Annotated in this window: 12 protein-coding genes; 3 read left to right on the top strand and 9 right to left on the bottom strand. The window is 70.2% G+C overall.

The window, feature by feature from the left end:
* Window positions 1-665: 665 nt before the first annotated feature.
* The 3 genes from AB0M92_RS05590 to thyX all read right to left on the bottom strand — a co-directional run bounded on the left by AB0M92_RS05590 (window position 666) and on the right by thyX (window position 4,360).
* The gene (locus AB0M92_RS05590; protein ID WP_366100821.1) at window positions 666-2,351 is read right to left on the bottom strand and encodes a ribonuclease J; all 1,686 of its coding nucleotides are present in this window, start codon (window positions 2,349-2,351) and stop codon (window positions 666-668) included.
* A gap of 120 nt (window positions 2,352-2,471) precedes the next feature.
* Entirely contained in the window at window positions 2,472-3,371 is a 900-nt protein-coding gene (dapA, locus tag AB0M92_RS05595; RefSeq protein ID WP_366100822.1) for a 4-hydroxy-tetrahydrodipicolinate synthase, read from the bottom strand.
* 248 nt (window positions 3,372-3,619) lie between these two features.
* Complete coding sequence (gene thyX, locus AB0M92_RS05600) at window positions 3,620-4,360, bottom strand: FAD-dependent thymidylate synthase (protein ID WP_366100823.1); 741 nt, start codon at window positions 4,358-4,360, stop codon at window positions 3,620-3,622.
* Window positions 4,361-4,606: 246 nt separating this feature from the next.
* Between thyX and AB0M92_RS05605 the strand changes: the two genes are divergently transcribed.
* Both AB0M92_RS05605 and AB0M92_RS05610 read left to right on the top strand, forming a co-directional pair.
* The gene (locus tag AB0M92_RS05605; protein ID WP_366100824.1) at window positions 4,607-4,846 is read left to right on the top strand and encodes a hypothetical protein; all 240 of its coding nucleotides are present in this window, start codon (window positions 4,607-4,609) and stop codon (window positions 4,844-4,846) included.
* Between the two features lie 47 nt (window positions 4,847-4,893).
* Window positions 4,894-5,460, top strand: coding sequence for a PH domain-containing protein (locus AB0M92_RS05610; RefSeq protein ID WP_366100825.1), 567 nt, complete (start codon window positions 4,894-4,896; stop codon window positions 5,458-5,460).
* 91 nt (window positions 5,461-5,551) lie between these two features.
* Here AB0M92_RS05610 and AB0M92_RS05615 read toward each other — a convergent pair whose 3' ends face one another.
* From AB0M92_RS05615 to eccD, 6 genes are all read right to left on the bottom strand, one after another.
* On the bottom strand, window positions 5,552-6,019 hold the full coding sequence (locus AB0M92_RS05615) for a hypothetical protein (RefSeq protein ID WP_366100826.1): 468 nt from the start codon (window positions 6,017-6,019) through the stop codon (window positions 5,552-5,554).
* Between the two features lie 19 nt (window positions 6,020-6,038).
* The gene (dapB, locus tag AB0M92_RS05620; RefSeq protein WP_366100827.1) at window positions 6,039-6,794 is read right to left on the bottom strand and encodes a 4-hydroxy-tetrahydrodipicolinate reductase; all 756 of its coding nucleotides are present in this window, start codon (window positions 6,792-6,794) and stop codon (window positions 6,039-6,041) included.
* Window positions 6,795-6,869: 75 nt separating this feature from the next.
* Complete coding sequence (locus AB0M92_RS05625; protein ID WP_366100828.1) at window positions 6,870-8,249, bottom strand: pitrilysin family protein; 1,380 nt, start codon at window positions 8,247-8,249, stop codon at window positions 6,870-6,872.
* Complete coding sequence (locus AB0M92_RS05630; protein ID WP_366101150.1) at window positions 8,246-10,468, bottom strand: polyribonucleotide nucleotidyltransferase; 2,223 nt, start codon at window positions 10,466-10,468, stop codon at window positions 8,246-8,248. Before AB0M92_RS05630 ends, AB0M92_RS05625 begins: the two co-directional genes overlap by 4 nt.
* Before the next feature lie 312 nt (window positions 10,469-10,780).
* On the bottom strand, window positions 10,781-11,068 hold the full coding sequence (rpsO, locus tag AB0M92_RS05635) for a 30S ribosomal protein S15 (protein ID WP_048475599.1): 288 nt from the start codon (window positions 11,066-11,068) through the stop codon (window positions 10,781-10,783).
* 173 nt (window positions 11,069-11,241) lie between these two features.
* A complete protein-coding gene (eccD, locus tag AB0M92_RS05640; RefSeq protein ID WP_366100829.1) occupies window positions 11,242-12,747 on the bottom strand; it encodes a type VII secretion integral membrane protein EccD in 1,506 nt (501 codons plus the stop codon).
* 218 nt (window positions 12,748-12,965) lie between these two features.
* Here eccD and eccCa point away from each other — a divergent pair, with 218 nt between their 5' ends.
* A complete protein-coding gene (gene eccCa / locus AB0M92_RS05645) occupies window positions 12,966-16,931 on the top strand; it encodes a type VII secretion protein EccCa (protein ID WP_366100830.1) in 3,966 nt (1,321 codons plus the stop codon).
* Window positions 16,932-16,988 lie beyond the last annotated feature (57 nt).

The raw sequence follows: 16,988 nt of genomic DNA on the forward strand, positions 1-16,988 counted from the left end.
GCATGTGTTAAGCACGCCGCCAGCGTTCGTCCTGAGCCAGGATCAAACTCTCCATGAATGTTTACCGGTAATCCGGTGCACACACACGTTGAGCGGGTCAATCATGTCGGAATATGACCGACTGACCACTGCGTCCTCGCTGTGTAATTGCCTGCAAGCATCACCCGAAGGCGACCTCACAGGTCTTTTTCAAAGGAACCTCATCCACCGAAGTGGACGGGGTATCAACTTCTGGCGTTGATTTTTGGCACGCTGTTGAGTTCTCAAGGAACGGACGCTTCCTTTGTACTCACCCTCTCGGGCTTTCCTCCGGGCTTTCGTTCTTCGTTCTTGCGTTTCCGACTCTATCAGAGTCAGTTCCGCTTGCTTTCCAGGTTCTTCGCTTTAGCGCTTTCCCTTTCCGGCGGTTCCAACCTTACCAGATTCTTTCTGCTCCGTTTTCGGAGTGGAATTGAATTCGGTGACCGTTGGAGGGTCTTTCCCTTTCGGGAGGATCAGACTTTATCAGGTTTCCCTGGTCGTGAATCCCACCCGCTCGCGCACGGCACGTACAGGCACACGTGTGTGCCCGGGTGTTGTGCGCGGTGGAGACGTAAACGTACTGGAGCGGGGCCCCCGGATGCAAATCCGGTTGCCCCGCTCCGGTGACGGCGCTACGGCGAGGCTCAGACCTCGACGACGACCGGGAGGATCATCGGGCGGCGGCGGTAGCCGTCCGAGACCCACTTGCCCATGGTCCGGCGGATGAGCTGCTGGATCTGGTGCGGTTCCGCGACGCCGTCGGCGGCGGCGCGGGCGATGGCTTCCTCGATCTTCGGCAGGACCGACGCGAACGCCGAGTCCTCGATGCCGGAGCCGCGGGCCTGGATGTTCGGGCCGCTGACGACCTTGCCGGTGGTGCTGTCCACCACGACGTAGACCGAGATGATGCCCTCTTCGCCGAGGATCCGGCGGTCCTTCAGCGAGGACTCGGTGACGTCGCCGACCGACAGGCCGTCCACGTACACGTACCCCGCCTGGACCTTGCCGGAGATCCGGGCCTTGCCGTCGATCAGGTCGACGACCACGCCGTCCTCGGCGATGACGATGCGGTCCTTCGGAACGCCCGTCATGGCGCCGAGCTCGGCGTTGGCGCGCAGGTGGCGCCATTCGCCGTGGACCGGCATGAGGTTCCGCGGCTTGCAGATGTTGTAGAAGTACAGCAGCTCGCCGGCGGAGGCGTGGCCGGAGACGTGCACCTTGGCATTGCCCTTGTGCACGACGTTGGCGCCCCAGCGGGTCAGGCCGTTGATCACGCGGTAGACCGCGTTCTCGTTGCCCGGGATCAGGGACGACGCCAGGATCACCGTGTCGCCGGGGACGATCCGGATCTGGTGATCGCGGTTGGCCATGCGGGACAGGGCCGCCATCGGCTCGCCCTGGGAGCCCGTGCAGACCAGCACGACCTCGTCGTCCGGCAGGTCGTCGAGCGTCTTGACGTCGACGACGAGGCCGGCCGGGACGCGCAGGTAGCCCAGGTCACGGGCGATGCCCATGTTGCGGACCATCGAACGGCCGACGAAGGCGACCCGGCGGCCGTACTCGTGGGCGGCGTCGAGGATCTGCTGGATGCGGTGCACGTGGCTCGCGAACGAGGCCACGATGATCCGCTTCTGCGCGCTCGCGAAGACGCCGCGGATGGCGTTCGAGATGTCGCGCTCCGGCGGGACGAAGCCCGGGACCTCGGCGTTCGTCGAGTCGGAGAGGAGGAGGTCGATGCCCTCCTCGCTCAGACGCGCGAAGGCGTGCAGGTCGGTCAGGCGGTTGTCCAGCGGGAGCTGGTCCATCTTGAAGTCGCCGGTGCACACGACCATGCCCGCGCCGGTGCGGATGGCCACGGCCAGGGCGTCCGGGATGGAGTGGTTGACCGCGATGAACTCGCAGTCGAAGGGACCGAGGTTCTCGCGCTCGCCTTCCTTCACCTCAAGGGTGTAGGGGCGGATGCGGTGCTCCTGGAGCTTGGCCTCGATGAGGGCGAGCGTCAGCTTGGAGCCGATCAGCGGGATGTCCGGCTTCTCCCGGAGGAGGTACGGGACGGCGCCGATGTGGTCCTCGTGGCCGTGCGTGAGGACGATGCCCTCGACGTCGTCGAGCCGGTCCCGGATGGACGAGAAGTCCGGCAGGATCAGGTCGATGCCCGGCTGCTCCTCCTCGGGGAAGAGAACGCCGCAGTCGACGATCAGCAGGCGGCCGTCGAACTCGAAGACGGTCATGTTGCGGCCGATCTCGCCGAGGCCGCCCAGCGGGGTGACCCGGAGGCCGCCCTTCGGCAGCTTCGGCGGCGGGCCGAGTTCAGGGTGCGGATGGCTCAAAAGTATCTCCTCACCACACACGCCGGGTACCTCGTCGTAAGGCACGTGGCGCGCATGTCATTCGTGCACTTGCACTCGTCTGTTGTGTTCGTCTTGCTTATTCAGTTGTGAAGTCTGTTGTCAGAGCTGTACCCCGCCGGCGGCGAGATCGAGCTTGAGCTGGGCCGTCTCTTCGGCCGTCAGGTCGACCAGCGGGAGGCGGAGCGGGCCCGCGGGCAGGCCCTGGAGGTTCAGTGCGCCCTTGGTGGTGATCACACCCTGCGTACGGAACATGCCGGTGAAGACGGGCAGCAGCTTCTGGTGGATCTCGGTGGCCTTCTGGACGTCGCCGCCCAGGTGGGCTTCGAGCATCGCGCGGAGCTCGGGGGTGACCACGTGACTGACCACGGAGACGAAGCCGACGGCGCCGACGGACAGCAGCGGCAGGTTCAGCATGTCGTCGCCGGAGTACCAGGCGAGTCCGCTCTGGGCGATGGCCCAGCTGGCGCGGCCGAGGTCGCCCTTGGCGTCCTTGTTGGCCACGATGCGGGGGTGCTCGGCGAGCCTCACCAGCGTTTCGGTGTTGATCGGGACGCCGCTGCGGCCGGGGATGTCGTAGAGCATCACCGGGAGCTCGGTGGCGTCGGCGATCGCCGTGAAGTGCCGGTAGAGGCCTTCCTGAGGCGGCTTGCTGTAGTACGGGGTCACCGCGAGCAGGCCGTGGGCGCCGGTGCGCTCGGCCTGGCGGGCGAGCTCCAGGGTGTGACGGGTGTCGTTGGTGCCGATGCCGGCGACGACGTGGGCCCGGTCGCCGACGGCTTCCAGGACGGCTCGTACGAGGTCGTTTTTCTCCGCGTCGGTGGTGGTCGGGGACTCACCGGTGGTCCCGCTGACGATCAGGCCGTCGTTGCCTGCGTCCACCAGGTGGACGGCGAGCCGCTGCGCGCCGTCGAGGTCGAGTGCGCCATCCGCCGTGAACGGCGTGATCATGGCGGTGAGGACCCGCCCGAAGGGGGTCTGCGGAGTCGAGATCGGAGCCATGGGTAACACGCTACTCGCTGCCATGCTCGCGTTGTCCCCTCGGGGGACGTCAAGAGGGTGTGGCTCCCGGCACGGGCCGGGAGGGTTGTTGGATCCCGGCACTGCCTGCTCGGGGGTTCAAGCAGTGCCGGGTCCGTTTGATCAGCCTAGATGAACTTTACGAAACGTGGCAATACGGACACTTCGGACTTGACTCCGCACATCTGTACGCCATGGGCTCATCCGTCCCCATCGGGTCGTACCGTCCCTTACGGGGCGACCCTGCCGTTGGCGTTGTACGCGGCGTGCGTGAGCGGCATGAGCGAGGCCCAGTGCCGCTCCATTTTCTCGCCGACCATCTCGATCTCCCGCTGCGGGAAGGACGGGGTGGTCGCGAGCTCGTGCTGCGTGCGCAGGCCGAGGAAGTGCATGAGCGAGCGCGCGTTGCAGGTGGCGTACATCGAGGAGAAAAGTCCGACCGGCAGGACCGAACGGGCAACCTCGCGGGCCACGCCCGCCGCCAGCATCTCCTGGTAGGCCTCGTAGGCCTGACGGTACGAGTCCTCCATGACCCGGCCCGTCAGTTCCTGCTGGGCCGCGGTGCCCTCGACGAAGACGTACTTGCCCGGGCGGCCCTCCTGGACCAGCTTGCGCTCGGCGTCCGGGACGTAGAAGACCGGCTCCAGCTCCCTGTAGCGGCCCGATTCCTCGTTGTACGACCAGCCGACGCGGTGCCGCATGAACTCGCGGAAGACGAAGATCGGGGCGCTGATGAAGAACGTCATCGAGTTGTGCTCGAACGGGCTGCCGTGGCGGTCGCGCATCAGGTAGTTGATGAGGCCCTTGGAGCGCTCCGGGTCCTTCCGGAGCTCTTCGAGCGACTGCTCGCCGGCCGTGGAGACACGGGCGGCCCACAGCACGTCGGAGTCGGCGGCGGAGTGCTTCACCAGCTCCACCGTCACATCACTGCGGAAGCTGGGTTTCAGGTCTGAAGCGGGGTTCTCGCTCACCGGGGGTCCTTCCGAACGATCTCTTGGGGCGCGCCCACTCTACGGCGCGGCCCGCGGCTCCCCGCGCAGCTCTCCCGCCGTCACGGGCGGCGGATCGGTCACCCCTTCAGCTGACACCCAGCCATAAAATTTGGTTAATGTCCCGAATTCCGGCACCGATTGGGCGGTTCGTACGTCTTTCCCAGTACACGACACACGCACCCGTCACCGCCGCCCCCCGGGCCCGACCGTGAGGAGAGTCGCTCTATGTTTCGCCGGAGCGAGCCCGTCCCGTTCGCCTTCGTCGCCGAGGCCGACCGCTTCCGCAGCAATGTCACTCCGCCGCCGCGCGAGCGTCTGGGCACGGCCCAGATGGCCGCCCGTAGTCTGGTCGGGCTGACCGTGGTGGCCGGGCTCGTCGGCTCCCTGCTCTTCGGCATGCCGGCGCTGCAGCCCCACCAGGCGCCCGCCAAGTCGCAGCAGTCGCGGGCCTCCGAGGGGCGGTAGCCTCACGGTCAAGCCCAACCGAACGTGCATGTGAGTGAGGTACAGCCGTGCCCCTGCCCTTCTTGACGGCCGACCGCGCGTTGGACGCGCACGAAGACGGTGACGGCGACGACGTCCTCGCCCACGCCGATCCCGACCGCTGGCGCCGTCCGTACCGGCCCGGGCCCTGGCGGGTGGCCGGCGCCGCCGTGCTGCTCCTGCTGGCCGCGTTCATGCTGCTCGCCACGATGATCATCGCCTTCGCGGGCACCTGGGCCGGCGCCCTCGTCTGCCTGGTCGCCGCGCTCTGCGTGATCGGCTCGGCGCTGCGGATCCTGCGGACGGGCGTCTGGGTGAGCCCCTCGGGGCTGCGCCGGGTGTCGTTCTTCCGGACCCGCTCGATCGCCTGGGACGAGATCACCGAGGTCCGTACGGTCCAGCAGCCGGTGCGCTGGCTGGGGCTGCCGCGGACCGTCCAGGGACAGGCCCTGACGGCGGCCGGGCGCGGCGGCGCGGAGCTGCCGGTGCTGCTGACCGACCACAACGCCGATTTCCTGTCGCGCGGCGAGGCCTTCGACCGGGCCGCCGACACGGTCGAGGCCTGGGCCGAGGAGTACCGGGCCGTGCCCGTCTGACGCCGAAGCCCCAAGACCCCGGAAGCCCGTACGGGATCCGCTCACGCGGCCCGTACGGGCTTCCGGGGTCTACGGGGTCTCCCCGCGGGGCCTACGAGCCTTGGCGGGCGGCCTGGCGGCGCGGGCCGCCGTGCAGGGCGATGGCACGCTGCATGGCCTTGCGGGCCCGCGGCGTGTCGCGGGCGTCGTGGTAGGCCACGGCGAGGCGGAACCAGCTGCGCCAGTCCCCCGGCGCGTCCTCCGTCTCGGCCTTGCGGCGTGCGAAGACCTCGTCGGCGGAGTCGCGCAGGATCCGGCCGTACTGGTCCCGCTCCAGCTCGTCGACGGGCAGCCCGCCCTCGGCCTCCAGCTCGGTCGCGAGCTGGTTGGCCCTCGTCACGAACTGCGTGTTCTTCCAGAGGAACCAGATGCCGATGACCGGCAGGATCAGCACCGCGCCGCCGAAGACCACGGTCAGTGCGGTGCCCTGCCGGATCAGCATCAGGCCCCGGCTGCCGGCCAGGACGAAGTAGACGACCAGGACGGCGGCCGTGAGGAAGTAGGTGATCTTCGCGCGCATGGGTACTACTGCCTGCTCATCAGCCGAGGTCGAGGAAGTTTTCCAGGCCGAACGTGAGGCCCGGGTGCTGCACGACGCGGCGCGCGCCGAGCAGGATGCCCGGCATGAAGCTGCTGTGGTGCAGGGAGTCGTGACGGATGGTCAGGGTCTCGCCCTCGCCGCCGAGGAGCACCTCCTGGTGGGCCAGCAGGCCGCGCAGGCGGATCGCGTGCACCGGGACCCCGTCGACGTTCGCGCCGCGCGCCCCGTCGAGGGCGGTGGCGGTGGCGTCGGGCTGCGGGGCGCAGCCCGCCTCTGCGCGGGCGGCCGCGATGAGCTGCGCCGTGCGGGTGGCGGTGCCGGAGGGGGCGTCGACCTTGTGGGGGTGGTGGAGCTCGACGACCTCGACGGACTCGAAGTAGCGGGCCGCCTGGGCGGCGAACTTCATCGTGAGGACGGCGCCGATGGAGAAGTTCGGGGCGATGAGCACACCGGTCTGCGGGGACCCGGCCAGCCAGGAGTCGAGCCGGGCGAGGCGCTCCTCGTTCCAGCCGGTGGTGCCGACGACCGCGTGGATGCCGTGGCCGATGAGGAAGTCGAGGTTCCCCATGACCGACGCGGGGGTGGTCAGCTCGACGGCGACCTGGGCGCCGGCCTCGGCCAGCGTCTCCAGTTTGTCGCCGCGCCCGAGGGCGGCCACCAGCTCCATGTCCTCGGCGGCCTCGACGGCCTTGACCGCTTCGGAGCCGATGCGCCCGTGGGCGCCGAGAACCGCTACCCGCAGCTTGCTGCTCATGCTTGTTCGCTTCCTGTCGTACGGGCCGGGCACCGGCCGGCGGCGGCCTGTGCCCGGCCCCGGGGTGTCAGGGTCTCAGGCCACCGCTTCGCCGAGGCGGGCGGCCTGCTTCTCCTTCAGCGGGCCGATCACCGCGAGCGACGGCCGCTGGGCCAGTACGTCGGCGGCGACGGCGCGTACGTCGTCCGGGGTGACGGACGCGATCTTGGCCAGCAGGTCGTCGACGGACATCTGGTCGCCCCAGCACAGCTCGCTCTTGCCGATGCGGTTCATGATCGCGCCGGTGTCCTCCAGGCCGAGGACGGTGGAGCCGGACAGCTGGCCGATGGCCCGCTTGATCTCCTCGTCGGTGAGCCCCTCGGAGACGACCTTGTCGAGCTCGCCGCGGCAGATCCGCAGTACGTCGTGGACCTGGTTGGGGCGGCAGCCCGCGTACACGCCGAAGAGCCCGGTGTCGGCGAAGCCCGAGGTGTACGAGTACACGCTGTAGGCCAGGCCGCGCTTCTCGCGGACCTCCTGGAAGAGGCGGGAGGACATGCCTCCGCCGAGGGCGGTGTTCAGCACTCCGAGCGCCCAGCGGCGCTCGTCGGTCCGGGCGAGGCCCGGCATGCCGAGGACCACGTGGGCCTGTTCGGTCTTGCGGTCGATCAGCTCGACGCGGCCGGAGGTGCGGATCCGCTTGCTGCCGGTGCGCGGGCCGATCGGCTCGGCGTCGGTGTTGCCGAGGGCGCCGGCCTTCTCGAAGGCCGCGCGGACCTGGCGCACGACCTTGTTGTGGTCGACGTTGCCGGCCGCGGCCACGACCAGGTGGCGGGGATCGTAGTGCTTCTTGTAGAAGCGGCGGATCCGGTCGGCGCCGAGGGCGTTGATCGTGTCGACGGTGCCGAGGACCGGGCGGCCGAGGGGGGTGTCCCCGTACATGGTCTGCGCGAACAGGTCGTGCACGCAGTCGCCCGGGTCGTCCTCGGTCATCGCGATCTCTTCGAGGATGACCCCGCGCTCGGCGTCGACGTCCTCCTCGCGGATCAGCGAGCCGGTGAGCATGTCGCAGACGACGTCGATCGCCAGCGGCAGGTCGGTGTCGAGCACCCGCGCGTAGTAGCAGGTGTACTCCTTCGCCGTGAAGGCGTTCATCTCCCCGCCGACCGCGTCGATCGCGGAGGAGATGTCGAGGGCGCTGCGCTTGTGCGTGCCCTTGAAGAGGAGGTGCTCCAGGTAGTGCGTGGCGCCGTTGAGCGTGGGCGTCTCGTCCCGGGAGCCCACGTGCGCCCAGATGCCGAAGGTGGCGGAGCGGACCGAGGGCAGTGTCTCGGTGACGATGCGCAGTCCGCCGGGGAGGACCGTGCGCCGGACGGTGCCGATGCCGTTCTCGCCCTTGAGGAGGGTTTGGGTACGGGCGACGGCCCGCCCCTCCGAAGAGGGGCGGGCCGTCACACGGGAACTACGCGACGTCACTTGTCGGAGTCGTCCTTGTCAGCATCGTCGCCGGCGGTCTCGCCGTCGATCACGGGGACCAGCGAGAGCTTGCCGCGCTGGTCGATCTCGGCGATCTCCACCTGGACCTTGGTGCCGACCGCGAGCACGTCCTCGACGTTCTCCACGCGCTTGCCACCGGCGAGCTTGCGGATCTGCGAGATGTGCAGCAGGCCGTCCTTGCCGGGCATGAGGGAGACGAAGGCACCGAAGGTGGTGGTCTTGACGACCGTACCCAGGTAGCGCTCGCCGACCTCCGGCATGGTCGGGTTGGCGATCGAGTTGATCGTGGCGCGGGCGGCCTCGGCGGCCGGGCCGTCGGAGGCACCGATGTAGATGGTGCCGTCGTCCTCGATCGTGATCTCGGCGCCGGTGTCCTCCTGGATCTGGTTGATCATCTTGCCCTTGGGGCCGATGACCTCACCGATCTTGTCCACGGGGATCTTGACCGTGATGATCCGCGGGGCGAACGGGGACATGGCGTCCGGCGTGTCGATCGCTTCCATCATCACGTCGAGGATGTGGAGGCGGGCGTCGCGGGCCTGCTTGAGGGCGGCGGCCAGGACCGAGGCCGGGATGCCGTCGAGCTTGGTGTCCAGCTGGAGCGCGGTCACGAACTCCTTGGTGCCGGCGACCTTGAAGTCCATGTCGCCGAACGCGTCCTCCGCACCGAGGATGTCGGTGAGGGCGACGTAGTGGGTCTTGCCGTCGATCTCCTGGGAGATCAGACCCATGGCGATGCCGGCGACGGGGGCCTTGAGGGGCACACCCGCGTTCAGCAGCGACATGGTGGAGGCGCAGACCGAGCCCATGGACGTCGAACCGTTGGAGCCGAGGGCCTCGGACACCTGACGGATCGCGTACGGGAACTCCTCGCGGGTCGGGAGGACCGGCACGATGGCGCGCTCGGCGAGCGCGCCGTGGCCGATCTCGCGGCGCTTGGGCGAGCCCACGCGGCCGGTCTCACCGACGGAGTACGGCGGGAAGTTGTAGTTGTGCATGTAGCGCTTGCGGGTCACCGGGGAGAGGGTGTCCAGCTGCTGCTCCATGCGGAGCATGTTGAGGGTGGTGACGCCCAGGATCTGGGTCTCGCCACGCTCGAACAGCGCCGAGCCGTGCACGCGCGGGATGGCCTCGACCTCGGCGGCGAGGGTACGGATGTCCGTGATCCCGCGGCCGTCGATGCGGACCTTGTCCTTGATGACGCGCTCGCGCACCAGGGCCTTGGTCAGGCTGCGGTAGGCGGCGGAGATCTCCTTCTCGCGGCCCTCGAAGGCCGGGAGGAGCTTCTCGGCGGCGATGTCCTTGACGCGGTCGAGCTCGGCCTCGCGGTCCTGCTTGCCCGCGATGGTCAGCGCCTTGGCGAGGTCGCCCTTGACGGCGGCCGCGAGGGCCTCGTACACGTCGTCCTGGTAGTCCAGGAAGACCGGGAACTCGCCCTCGGGCTTGGCGGCCTTGGCCGCCAGGTCCGCCTGCGCCTTGCAGAGGGCCTTGATGAAGGGCTTCGAGGCGTCGAGGCCGGCGGCCACGATCTCCTCGGTCGGCGCCTCGGCGCCGCCCTTGACCAGGGCGATGGTCTTCTCGGTGGCCTCGGCCTCGACCATCATGATCGCGACGTCGCCGTCCTCCAGGACGCGGCCCGCGACGACCATGTCGAAGACGGCGTCCTCAAGCTCGGTGTGCGTCGGGAAGGCCACCCACTGGCCGCGGATCAGCGCGACGCGGACGCCGCCGATCGGGCCGGAGAAGGGCAGGCCGGCCAGCTGCGTGGACGCGGACGCGGCGTTGATCGCGATGACGTCGTACAGGTGGTCCGGGTTGAGCGCCATGACGGTGGCGACGACCTGGATCTCGTTGCGCAGGCCCTTCTTGAAGGACGGGCGCAGCGGGCGGTCGATCAGACGGCAGGTGAGGATCGCGTCCTCGGAGGGGCGGCCCTCGCGGCGGAAGAAGGATCCGGGGATCTTGCCGGCCGCGTACTGGCGCTCCTCGACGTCCACCGTCAGGGGGAAGAAGTCGAGCTGGTCCTTGGGCTTCTTCGACGCGGTGGTGGCGGAAAGCACCATCGTGTCGTCGTCCAGGTAGGCAACGGCGGAGCCGGCGGCCTGGCGGGCCAGACGGCCCGTCTCGAAGCGGATGGTGCGGGTGCCGAAGGAACCGTTGTCAATGACGGCCTCGGCGTAGTGGGTCTCGTTCTCCACTAGCGTTTTCTCCATTTTCGTCGTCTCCGTCCGCTGCCCGTGTGGCTGCGGACGGTGCGGAGAAGCGCTCCTTGCGTGCGGGCCGGTCTTCGATCGAAGTACCCGGTTCGGTGCCCGTGGGGCTCTCCGGGTACCACTACCGAGGACCGGCGGCCTGGGAGGGCGCTCCTCCTCTTCAGTTGTGCACGTGGTTCGCCGCGCACGTTGCGTCCAGACTACAAAGCGTCCGGTACGTCCCGCACGCAGAGCGAGCGCACGTACAGCAAAGGGAGCGGCCCCCGAGGTGTGGGAACCGCTCCCTTCACAGCGTCTTTACTTGACGCCGGCCGCACCGCGGCGGATGCCGAGGCGCTCGACCAGCGCGCGGAAGCGCTGGATGTCCTTCTTGGCCAGGTACTGCAGCAGGCGGCGACGCTGGCCGACCAGGATCAGCAGACCACGACGGGAGTGGTGGTCGTGCTTGTGGGTCTTGAGGTGCTCGGTCAGGTCCGTGATGCGCTTGGAGAGCATCGCGACCTGGACCTCGGGGGAGCCGGTGTCGCCCTCCTTGGCACCAAACTCGGCGATGATCTGCTTCTTCGTAGCGGCGTCGAGCGACACGCGTACTCCTCGTATAGGTCTTCGTGGCCACCGAGTGCCCCAGGTCGAATTCTCTGGGGATCTTCCGTAACTCGGGAGGCGGGGTCCGCTGAGCGCAGCCCCCAGAGGAATTCCGGAGGCGCGTACACAAACGGCCGTCACACAGCGTACCAGGCTGCCGCGCGGCCCCTGTCTCAGCTGGTGAGAGCGCGGGCCCGGGCGTACACGTCCAGCACGGCGAGGGCCAGCGGAACGAGACTGAGCAGTACTGCCGCCTCGGTGAGGTCGAGCAGCCGTCCCCAGAAGGGTGACAGGCCCTTGCTCGGGATGACAAGCGCAATTCCCGCGAGGAGGGCCGCGCCGGCGGCGACGGCCGCCGAGAGCCAGATCGTACGGAGGTCCAGGCCGCCGCGGTCGTGGTACTGGACGAGCTCGCGGACCAGGTCGGCCGGCGGGTGCAGGGCCAGGCCCAGGATCAGCAGGGCGATGGCGGCCAGGCCGGCGACCAGGGTGCACACGACCTGCGAGGTGTAGCGGAAGAGCCGGGCGCGCAGCAGCATGGCCAGCCCGGTGGTGAGCGCGAGCAGCCGGCCCCAGGTGTTGTCGGAGAAGCCGAGGACGGCGGCGGAGCCGACGGCGACCGCGGCGCAGCCGCCGACCAGGCCGAGCAGCATCTCGTGGCCGCGGCGGGCCTGGGCGGCGATGGCCTCGGCGTCCAGGGGGGCGCCCGGGTCGTGCTGCTCGCCGCCGGAGGGGTCGGCGTACGCCTCGGCCTCGTAGCGGTCGGGGGTCTCGTAATCCTCGACGGCGCTCTGCGGGGCGGCGTAGCCGATGGGCAGCCGGGCGAAGCGGGCGGAGAGGCCCGGCAGGAAGGCGACGAGGCCGATGGCGACGGGGGCGCAGACGGCGGCGGTCGCGGTGGCGGAGGCGCCGGTGACGATGGCGAGGAAGGTGGCCAGGGTCCCGGTGGCGGCGAGGAAGGTGGCCGCCACGAACGGGGCGTCCCCGTTGGGCGTGAGCGCGACCAGGGCGACGGAGGCCACGAGGACGCAGACGCAGCCGAGGAGGAACTGGAGCTTGCCGGGTCCCTCGCCGGCGCCGGCGGCGATGATGCCGGAGCCGGCGATCAGCAGGTGCGGGAGGGCGCCGAGGCCGAGGGCGACGGCGGAGCCGCGGTCGCGGTAGACCCGGGCGCGCACGCCGGCGGCGGCGGTCAGGAGCACGCCCGCGGCGCCGGCGATGATGCCGGGCAGGCCGTGCATGTCGTGGCGGACCGGGTCGGCGTACCAGAGGACGAAGCCGAGCAGGACGAGCAGCAGGGCGGCGCCGATCAGGCCCGCGCCGCGCAGCATGTCGTCGCTCCAGCGGTGGCGGTCGCGGACGACGGCGGAGGCGACGGCGTCGGAGACGTCGTCGAAGACGGCGGGCGGCAGCGAGTCGGCGAACGGGCGCAGGCTCAGCACCTCGCCGTCGAGGACCTGCTGGGCCGCGAGGGTGCGGGCGCCGTCGAGCACGGTGCCGTCGCGGCGCACCAGGTGGAAGCCGGTGGGGGCCCCGACGGGCTGCGTCTGGCCGGTGAGGCGCAGCAGCTCCGGGTAGACGTCGGCGACGGCGATGTCCTCGGGGAGGGCGACGTCGATGCGGCTGTCGGGAGCCACGACGGTGACCCTGCAGAAGCCCGTCGTTGCGGCCGTACTCACCTGTGTGACCCCCCTGGTTGGCGAAGCGGGTGCATGCACCGCTGCCTTGGATTCGCCGTGGATTCGCGGATGCGCATACTGCGCGGGCCACCCTACCGGGCGTATGAGTGACTGTCGGCAAGTAGGATCACCGTCGCGCAGGGGAGACCCCCTTCGCGCCCGGGACTTGGGGGCGCCGGTTGCGACGTCCCGTCCGTTTTCGAGGGATTGATGCTCCGGTGAGTCAGATCGTCGTCAAACGCCCGCCGCGGTCCTTGCCGCCCGAAGTTCCTTCGGACGAGCTGAGACTGGAGGCTCCGCCGGAGCTTCCGCGCGGGCAGCAGGAGGGCATGCTGATGCAGCTCCTGCCGATGCTCGGCATGGGCTCGTCGGTCGTCTTCTTCTTCATGCCGGGTGCGGCGCCCTTCATGCGCATCATGGGTGTGCTGATGCTGGTGTCCACGGTGGGCATGGTCCTGGCCCAGCTGGTGCGCCACCGGCGCGGTACGCAGGGGCAAATGGCCGATGTCCGGCGGGACTACCTGAAGTACCTCGCGCAGACCCGCCGTCAGGTCCGCAGGACCGCCCGGGCGCAGCGCGACGCACAGCTGTACCTGCACCCGGCGCCCGAGCAGTTGTGGTCGGTGGTGGCGGAGGGTTCGCGGCTGTGGGAGCGGCGCGTCGGCGACGAGGACTTCGGCCAGGCCCGGCTGGGGCTGGGCGCGCAGCGCCTGGCGACCCCGCTCGTGGCGCCGGACACGGCGCCGGTGGACGAGCTGGAGCCGCTGACGGCGGGCGCGATGCAGCGCTTCCTGAAGGTGCACTCCTCGCTGGACGGGCTGCCGGTCGCGGTGTCGCTGCGGGCGTTCTACCACGTGACGGTGTCCGGCGAGCCGGAGTCGGCGCGCGGGGCGGCGCGGGCACTGGTGGCGCAGCTGGCGACGCTGCACTCCCCCGAGGACCTGGTGGTGGCCGTGGTGGCGGCGCCGGGAGCGGTGCCGTCCTGGGACTGGACGAAGTGGCTGCCGCACACGCAGGTGCCGGGGCAGGTCGACGGGGCCGGTACGAAGCGGCTGTTCAGCGATGACCTGACCGAGCTGGAAGGGCTGCTGGCGCCCCGGCTGGAGGGTCGGCCTCGGTTCAGCCGGGACGTGTCCCCGGTCCTGGACCAGCCGCACCTGGTCATCGTGCTGGACGCGAACTCGCGCGGCGGTCTGGTACCGCCGGAATCGGCGTTCGCCGCGGCCGAGGGTCTGCAGGGCGTGACCATCGTCGAGGTGGTCGCGGGCGAGCTGGACGAGCCGCGCGGCGGGCTGTCGGTCGTGGTGCGGCCGCACCGGCTGCGGCTGGAGTCGGGAGCGGGGATCGCGTACGAGGGCGTACCGGACACGCTGTCGCTGCCGGCGGCGGAGGCGCTCGCGCGCCAGCTGGCGCCGCTGCGCACGGGCGGCGGGGACGACGACGAACCGCTGCTGGCCAACCTGGACTTCACGGACCTGCTGAACCTGGGCGACGCGGCCTCGATCGACGTGGCCCGGACCTGGCGGCCGCGCTCGGCCGGCGAGCGGCTGCGCGTGCCGATCGGCGTCGGCGAGGACGGCGCGCCGGTCATGCTGGACCTGAAGGAGGCGGCGCAGGAGGGCATGGGCCCGCACGGCCTGTGCGTGGGCGCGACCGGTTCCGGAAAGTCGGAGCTGCTGCGCACGCTGGTGCTGGGACTCGCGGTCACGCACACCTCGGAGACGCTGAACTTCGTCCTCGCGGACTTCAAGGGCGGCGCGACCTTCACGGGCATGGGGCAGATGCCGCACGTGGCCGCGGTCATCACCAACCTGGCGGACGACCTCACCCTGGTCGACCGCATGGGCGACTCGATCCGCGGCGAGCTGCAGCGCCGCCAGGAGCTGCTGCGCTCGGCGGGCAACTACGCCAACATCCACGACTACGAGAAGGCGCGCGCGGCGGGCGCCCCGCTGGAGCCGCTGGCCTCGCTGGTGCTGGTCATCGACGAGTTCAGCGAGCTGCTGACCGCCAAGCCCGACTTCATCGACATGTTCATCCAGATCGGCCGCATCGGCCGTTCGCTGGGCGTGCACCTGCTGCTGGCCTCGCAGCGCCTGGAGGAGGGCAAGCTGCGCGGGCTGGACACGTACCTGTCGTACCGGATCGGTCTGCGGACCTTCTCGGCGGCGGAGTCGCGGACCGCGATCGGCGTGCCGGACGCGTACCACCTGCCCTCGGTGCCGGGTTCGGGCTACCTGAAGTTCGGCACGGACGAGATGACGCGCTTCAAGGCGGCGTACGTCTCGGGCACCTACCGCTCGGGCGGTCCGGACCTGTCGGTCGGGCTGTTCCCGGTGGAGCGGCGGCCCGCGCTGTTCACGGCGACGCCGGTGCCGGTCGTGTACGCGGCACCGGACCCGGCGTACCTGGCGGCGCAGTCGCAGCGGGAGGACGACGCCCTCGCTGACACGGTGCTGGACGTGATCGTGGGCCGGCTGGAGGGCCAGGGGGTGCCGGCGCACCAGGTGTGGCTGCCGCCGCTCGACCAGGCCCCGCCGCTGGACCAGCTGCTGCCGGCGCTGGCGCCTTCGGCGGAGCGGGGGCTGCACGCGGAGGGGTACACGCGGCCCGGCGGGCTCGTCGTACCGCTCGGCCTCATCGACAAGCCGTTCGAGCAGCGGCGCGAGGTGCTGTACCGGGACTTCTCGGGTGCGGCGGGCCACATGATGGTGGTCGGCGGTCCTCAGTCGGGCAAGTCGACGCTGATGCGCACGCTGATCTCCTCGTTCGCGCTGACGCACACCCCGCGCGAGGTGCAGTTCTACGGGCTGGACTTCGGCGGCGGCAGCATGTCCTCGATCGCCGAGCTGCCGCACGTGGGCGGGATCGCCTCGCGCCTGGACCCGGAGCGGGTGCGGCGTACGGTCGCGGAGGTCGGGGGCATCCTCAACCGCCGCGAGGAGTTCTTCCGCGCGAACAACGTCGACTCGATCGGCACGTACCGGCGCCGGCGCGCGGCGGGCGACCTGCCCGGCGAGCCGTGGGGCGACGTGTTCCTCGTCATCGACGGCTGGGGCGGCTTCCGGACCGAGTACGAGGGCCTGGAGCCGGTGGTCACGGACATCGCCTCGCGGGGTCTGGGTTACGGCATCCACGTGGTGATCACTGCGGCGCGGTACATGGAGGTGCGGGCCGCGCTCAAGGACCAGATGCTGAACCGGCTGGAGCTGCGCCTCGGCGACGTCATGGACTCCGAGTTCGACCGCAAGGTCGCGGCGAACGTGCCGACGGGGATGCCGGGCCGCGGCCAGGTCGCGGAGAAGCTGCACTTCCTGGGCGCGCTGCCGCGGGTCGACGGAGCGCACGACCCGGAGGAGCTGTCGGAGGCCACGGCCGCGTTCGTGTCGTCGGTGAAGCAGAACTGGGCCGGGGCCCCGGCTCCCGGCGTACGGCTGCTGCCGCGGCTGCTGCACGCGGAGCAGCTGCCCCGGGGCGGGGACCAGCCCGGCCGCGGGCTGGCGATCGGCATCGACGAGACGGACCTGGAGCCGGTGTTCGTCGACTTCGAGAGCGACCCGTTCTTCCTGGTGTTCGGCGAGAGCGAGTCCGGCAAGACGAACCTGCTGCGGCTGATCTGCCGGCAGATCGCGGAGCGGTACACCCCGGACCAGGCCCGCCTCGTCGTCGGCGACTACCGGCGCAGCCTGCTCGGGGCGCTGCCGGAGGAGCACCTGCTGGAGTACGCGCCGATGGCAAGCTCGCTGCAGACGCACATGGAGGCGCTGGGCGGGGTCTTCTCCCGGCGCCAGCCGCCGTCGGACGTCACCCCGCAGCAGCTGCGCGACCGCAGCTGGTGGACGGGCCCGGACGTGTTCATCGTGATCGACGACTACGACCTGGTGGCGACCAGCCAGGGCAATCCGCTGGCCCCGCTGGTGGAGTACCTGCCCTTCGCCCGGGACACGGGTGTCCGCTTCATCATCGCGCGCAACTCGGCGGGTGCCTCGCGTTCGATGTACGAGCCGTTCATGCAGCGCTTCAAGGAGCTCGGCGCGCAGGGCGTGGTCCTGTCGGGCGACCCCTCCGAGGGGGACCTGATCGGCAACGTGCGGCCCCGGCCGATGCCCCCGGGCCGCGCGTACTTCTCCTCGCGCAAGCGCGGCACGTCCCTGGTGCAGCTGGGCCGTCTGGCGGACCAGTAGGAGCGCGCGGCGAGCGGACGCGAAAGCGGGGCCCGGTGGACCGGGCCCCGCTTTCGC

It is taken from the genome of Streptomyces sp. NPDC051582 (genome assembly GCF_040681715.1).
In the GTDB taxonomy this organism is placed as follows: Bacteria; Actinomycetota; Actinomycetes; order Streptomycetales; family Streptomycetaceae; genus Streptomyces.

What these genes read in the sequence shown, in the direction of transcription:
- dapA (WP_366100822.1), bottom strand. Translation starts at nt 3,371, where the DNA reads ATGGCTCCGATCTCGACTCCGCAGACCCCCTTCGGGCGGGTCCTCACC.
- AB0M92_RS05605 (WP_366100824.1), top strand. Translation starts at nt 4,607, where the DNA reads ATGTTTCGCCGGAGCGAGCCCGTCCCGTTCGCCTTCGTCGCCGAGGCC.
- AB0M92_RS05615 (WP_366100826.1), bottom strand. Translation starts at nt 6,019, where the DNA reads ATGCGCGCGAAGATCACCTACTTCCTCACGGCCGCCGTCCTGGTCGTC.
- dapB (WP_366100827.1), bottom strand. Translation starts at nt 6,794, where the DNA reads ATGAGCAGCAAGCTGCGGGTAGCGGTTCTCGGCGCCCACGGGCGCATC.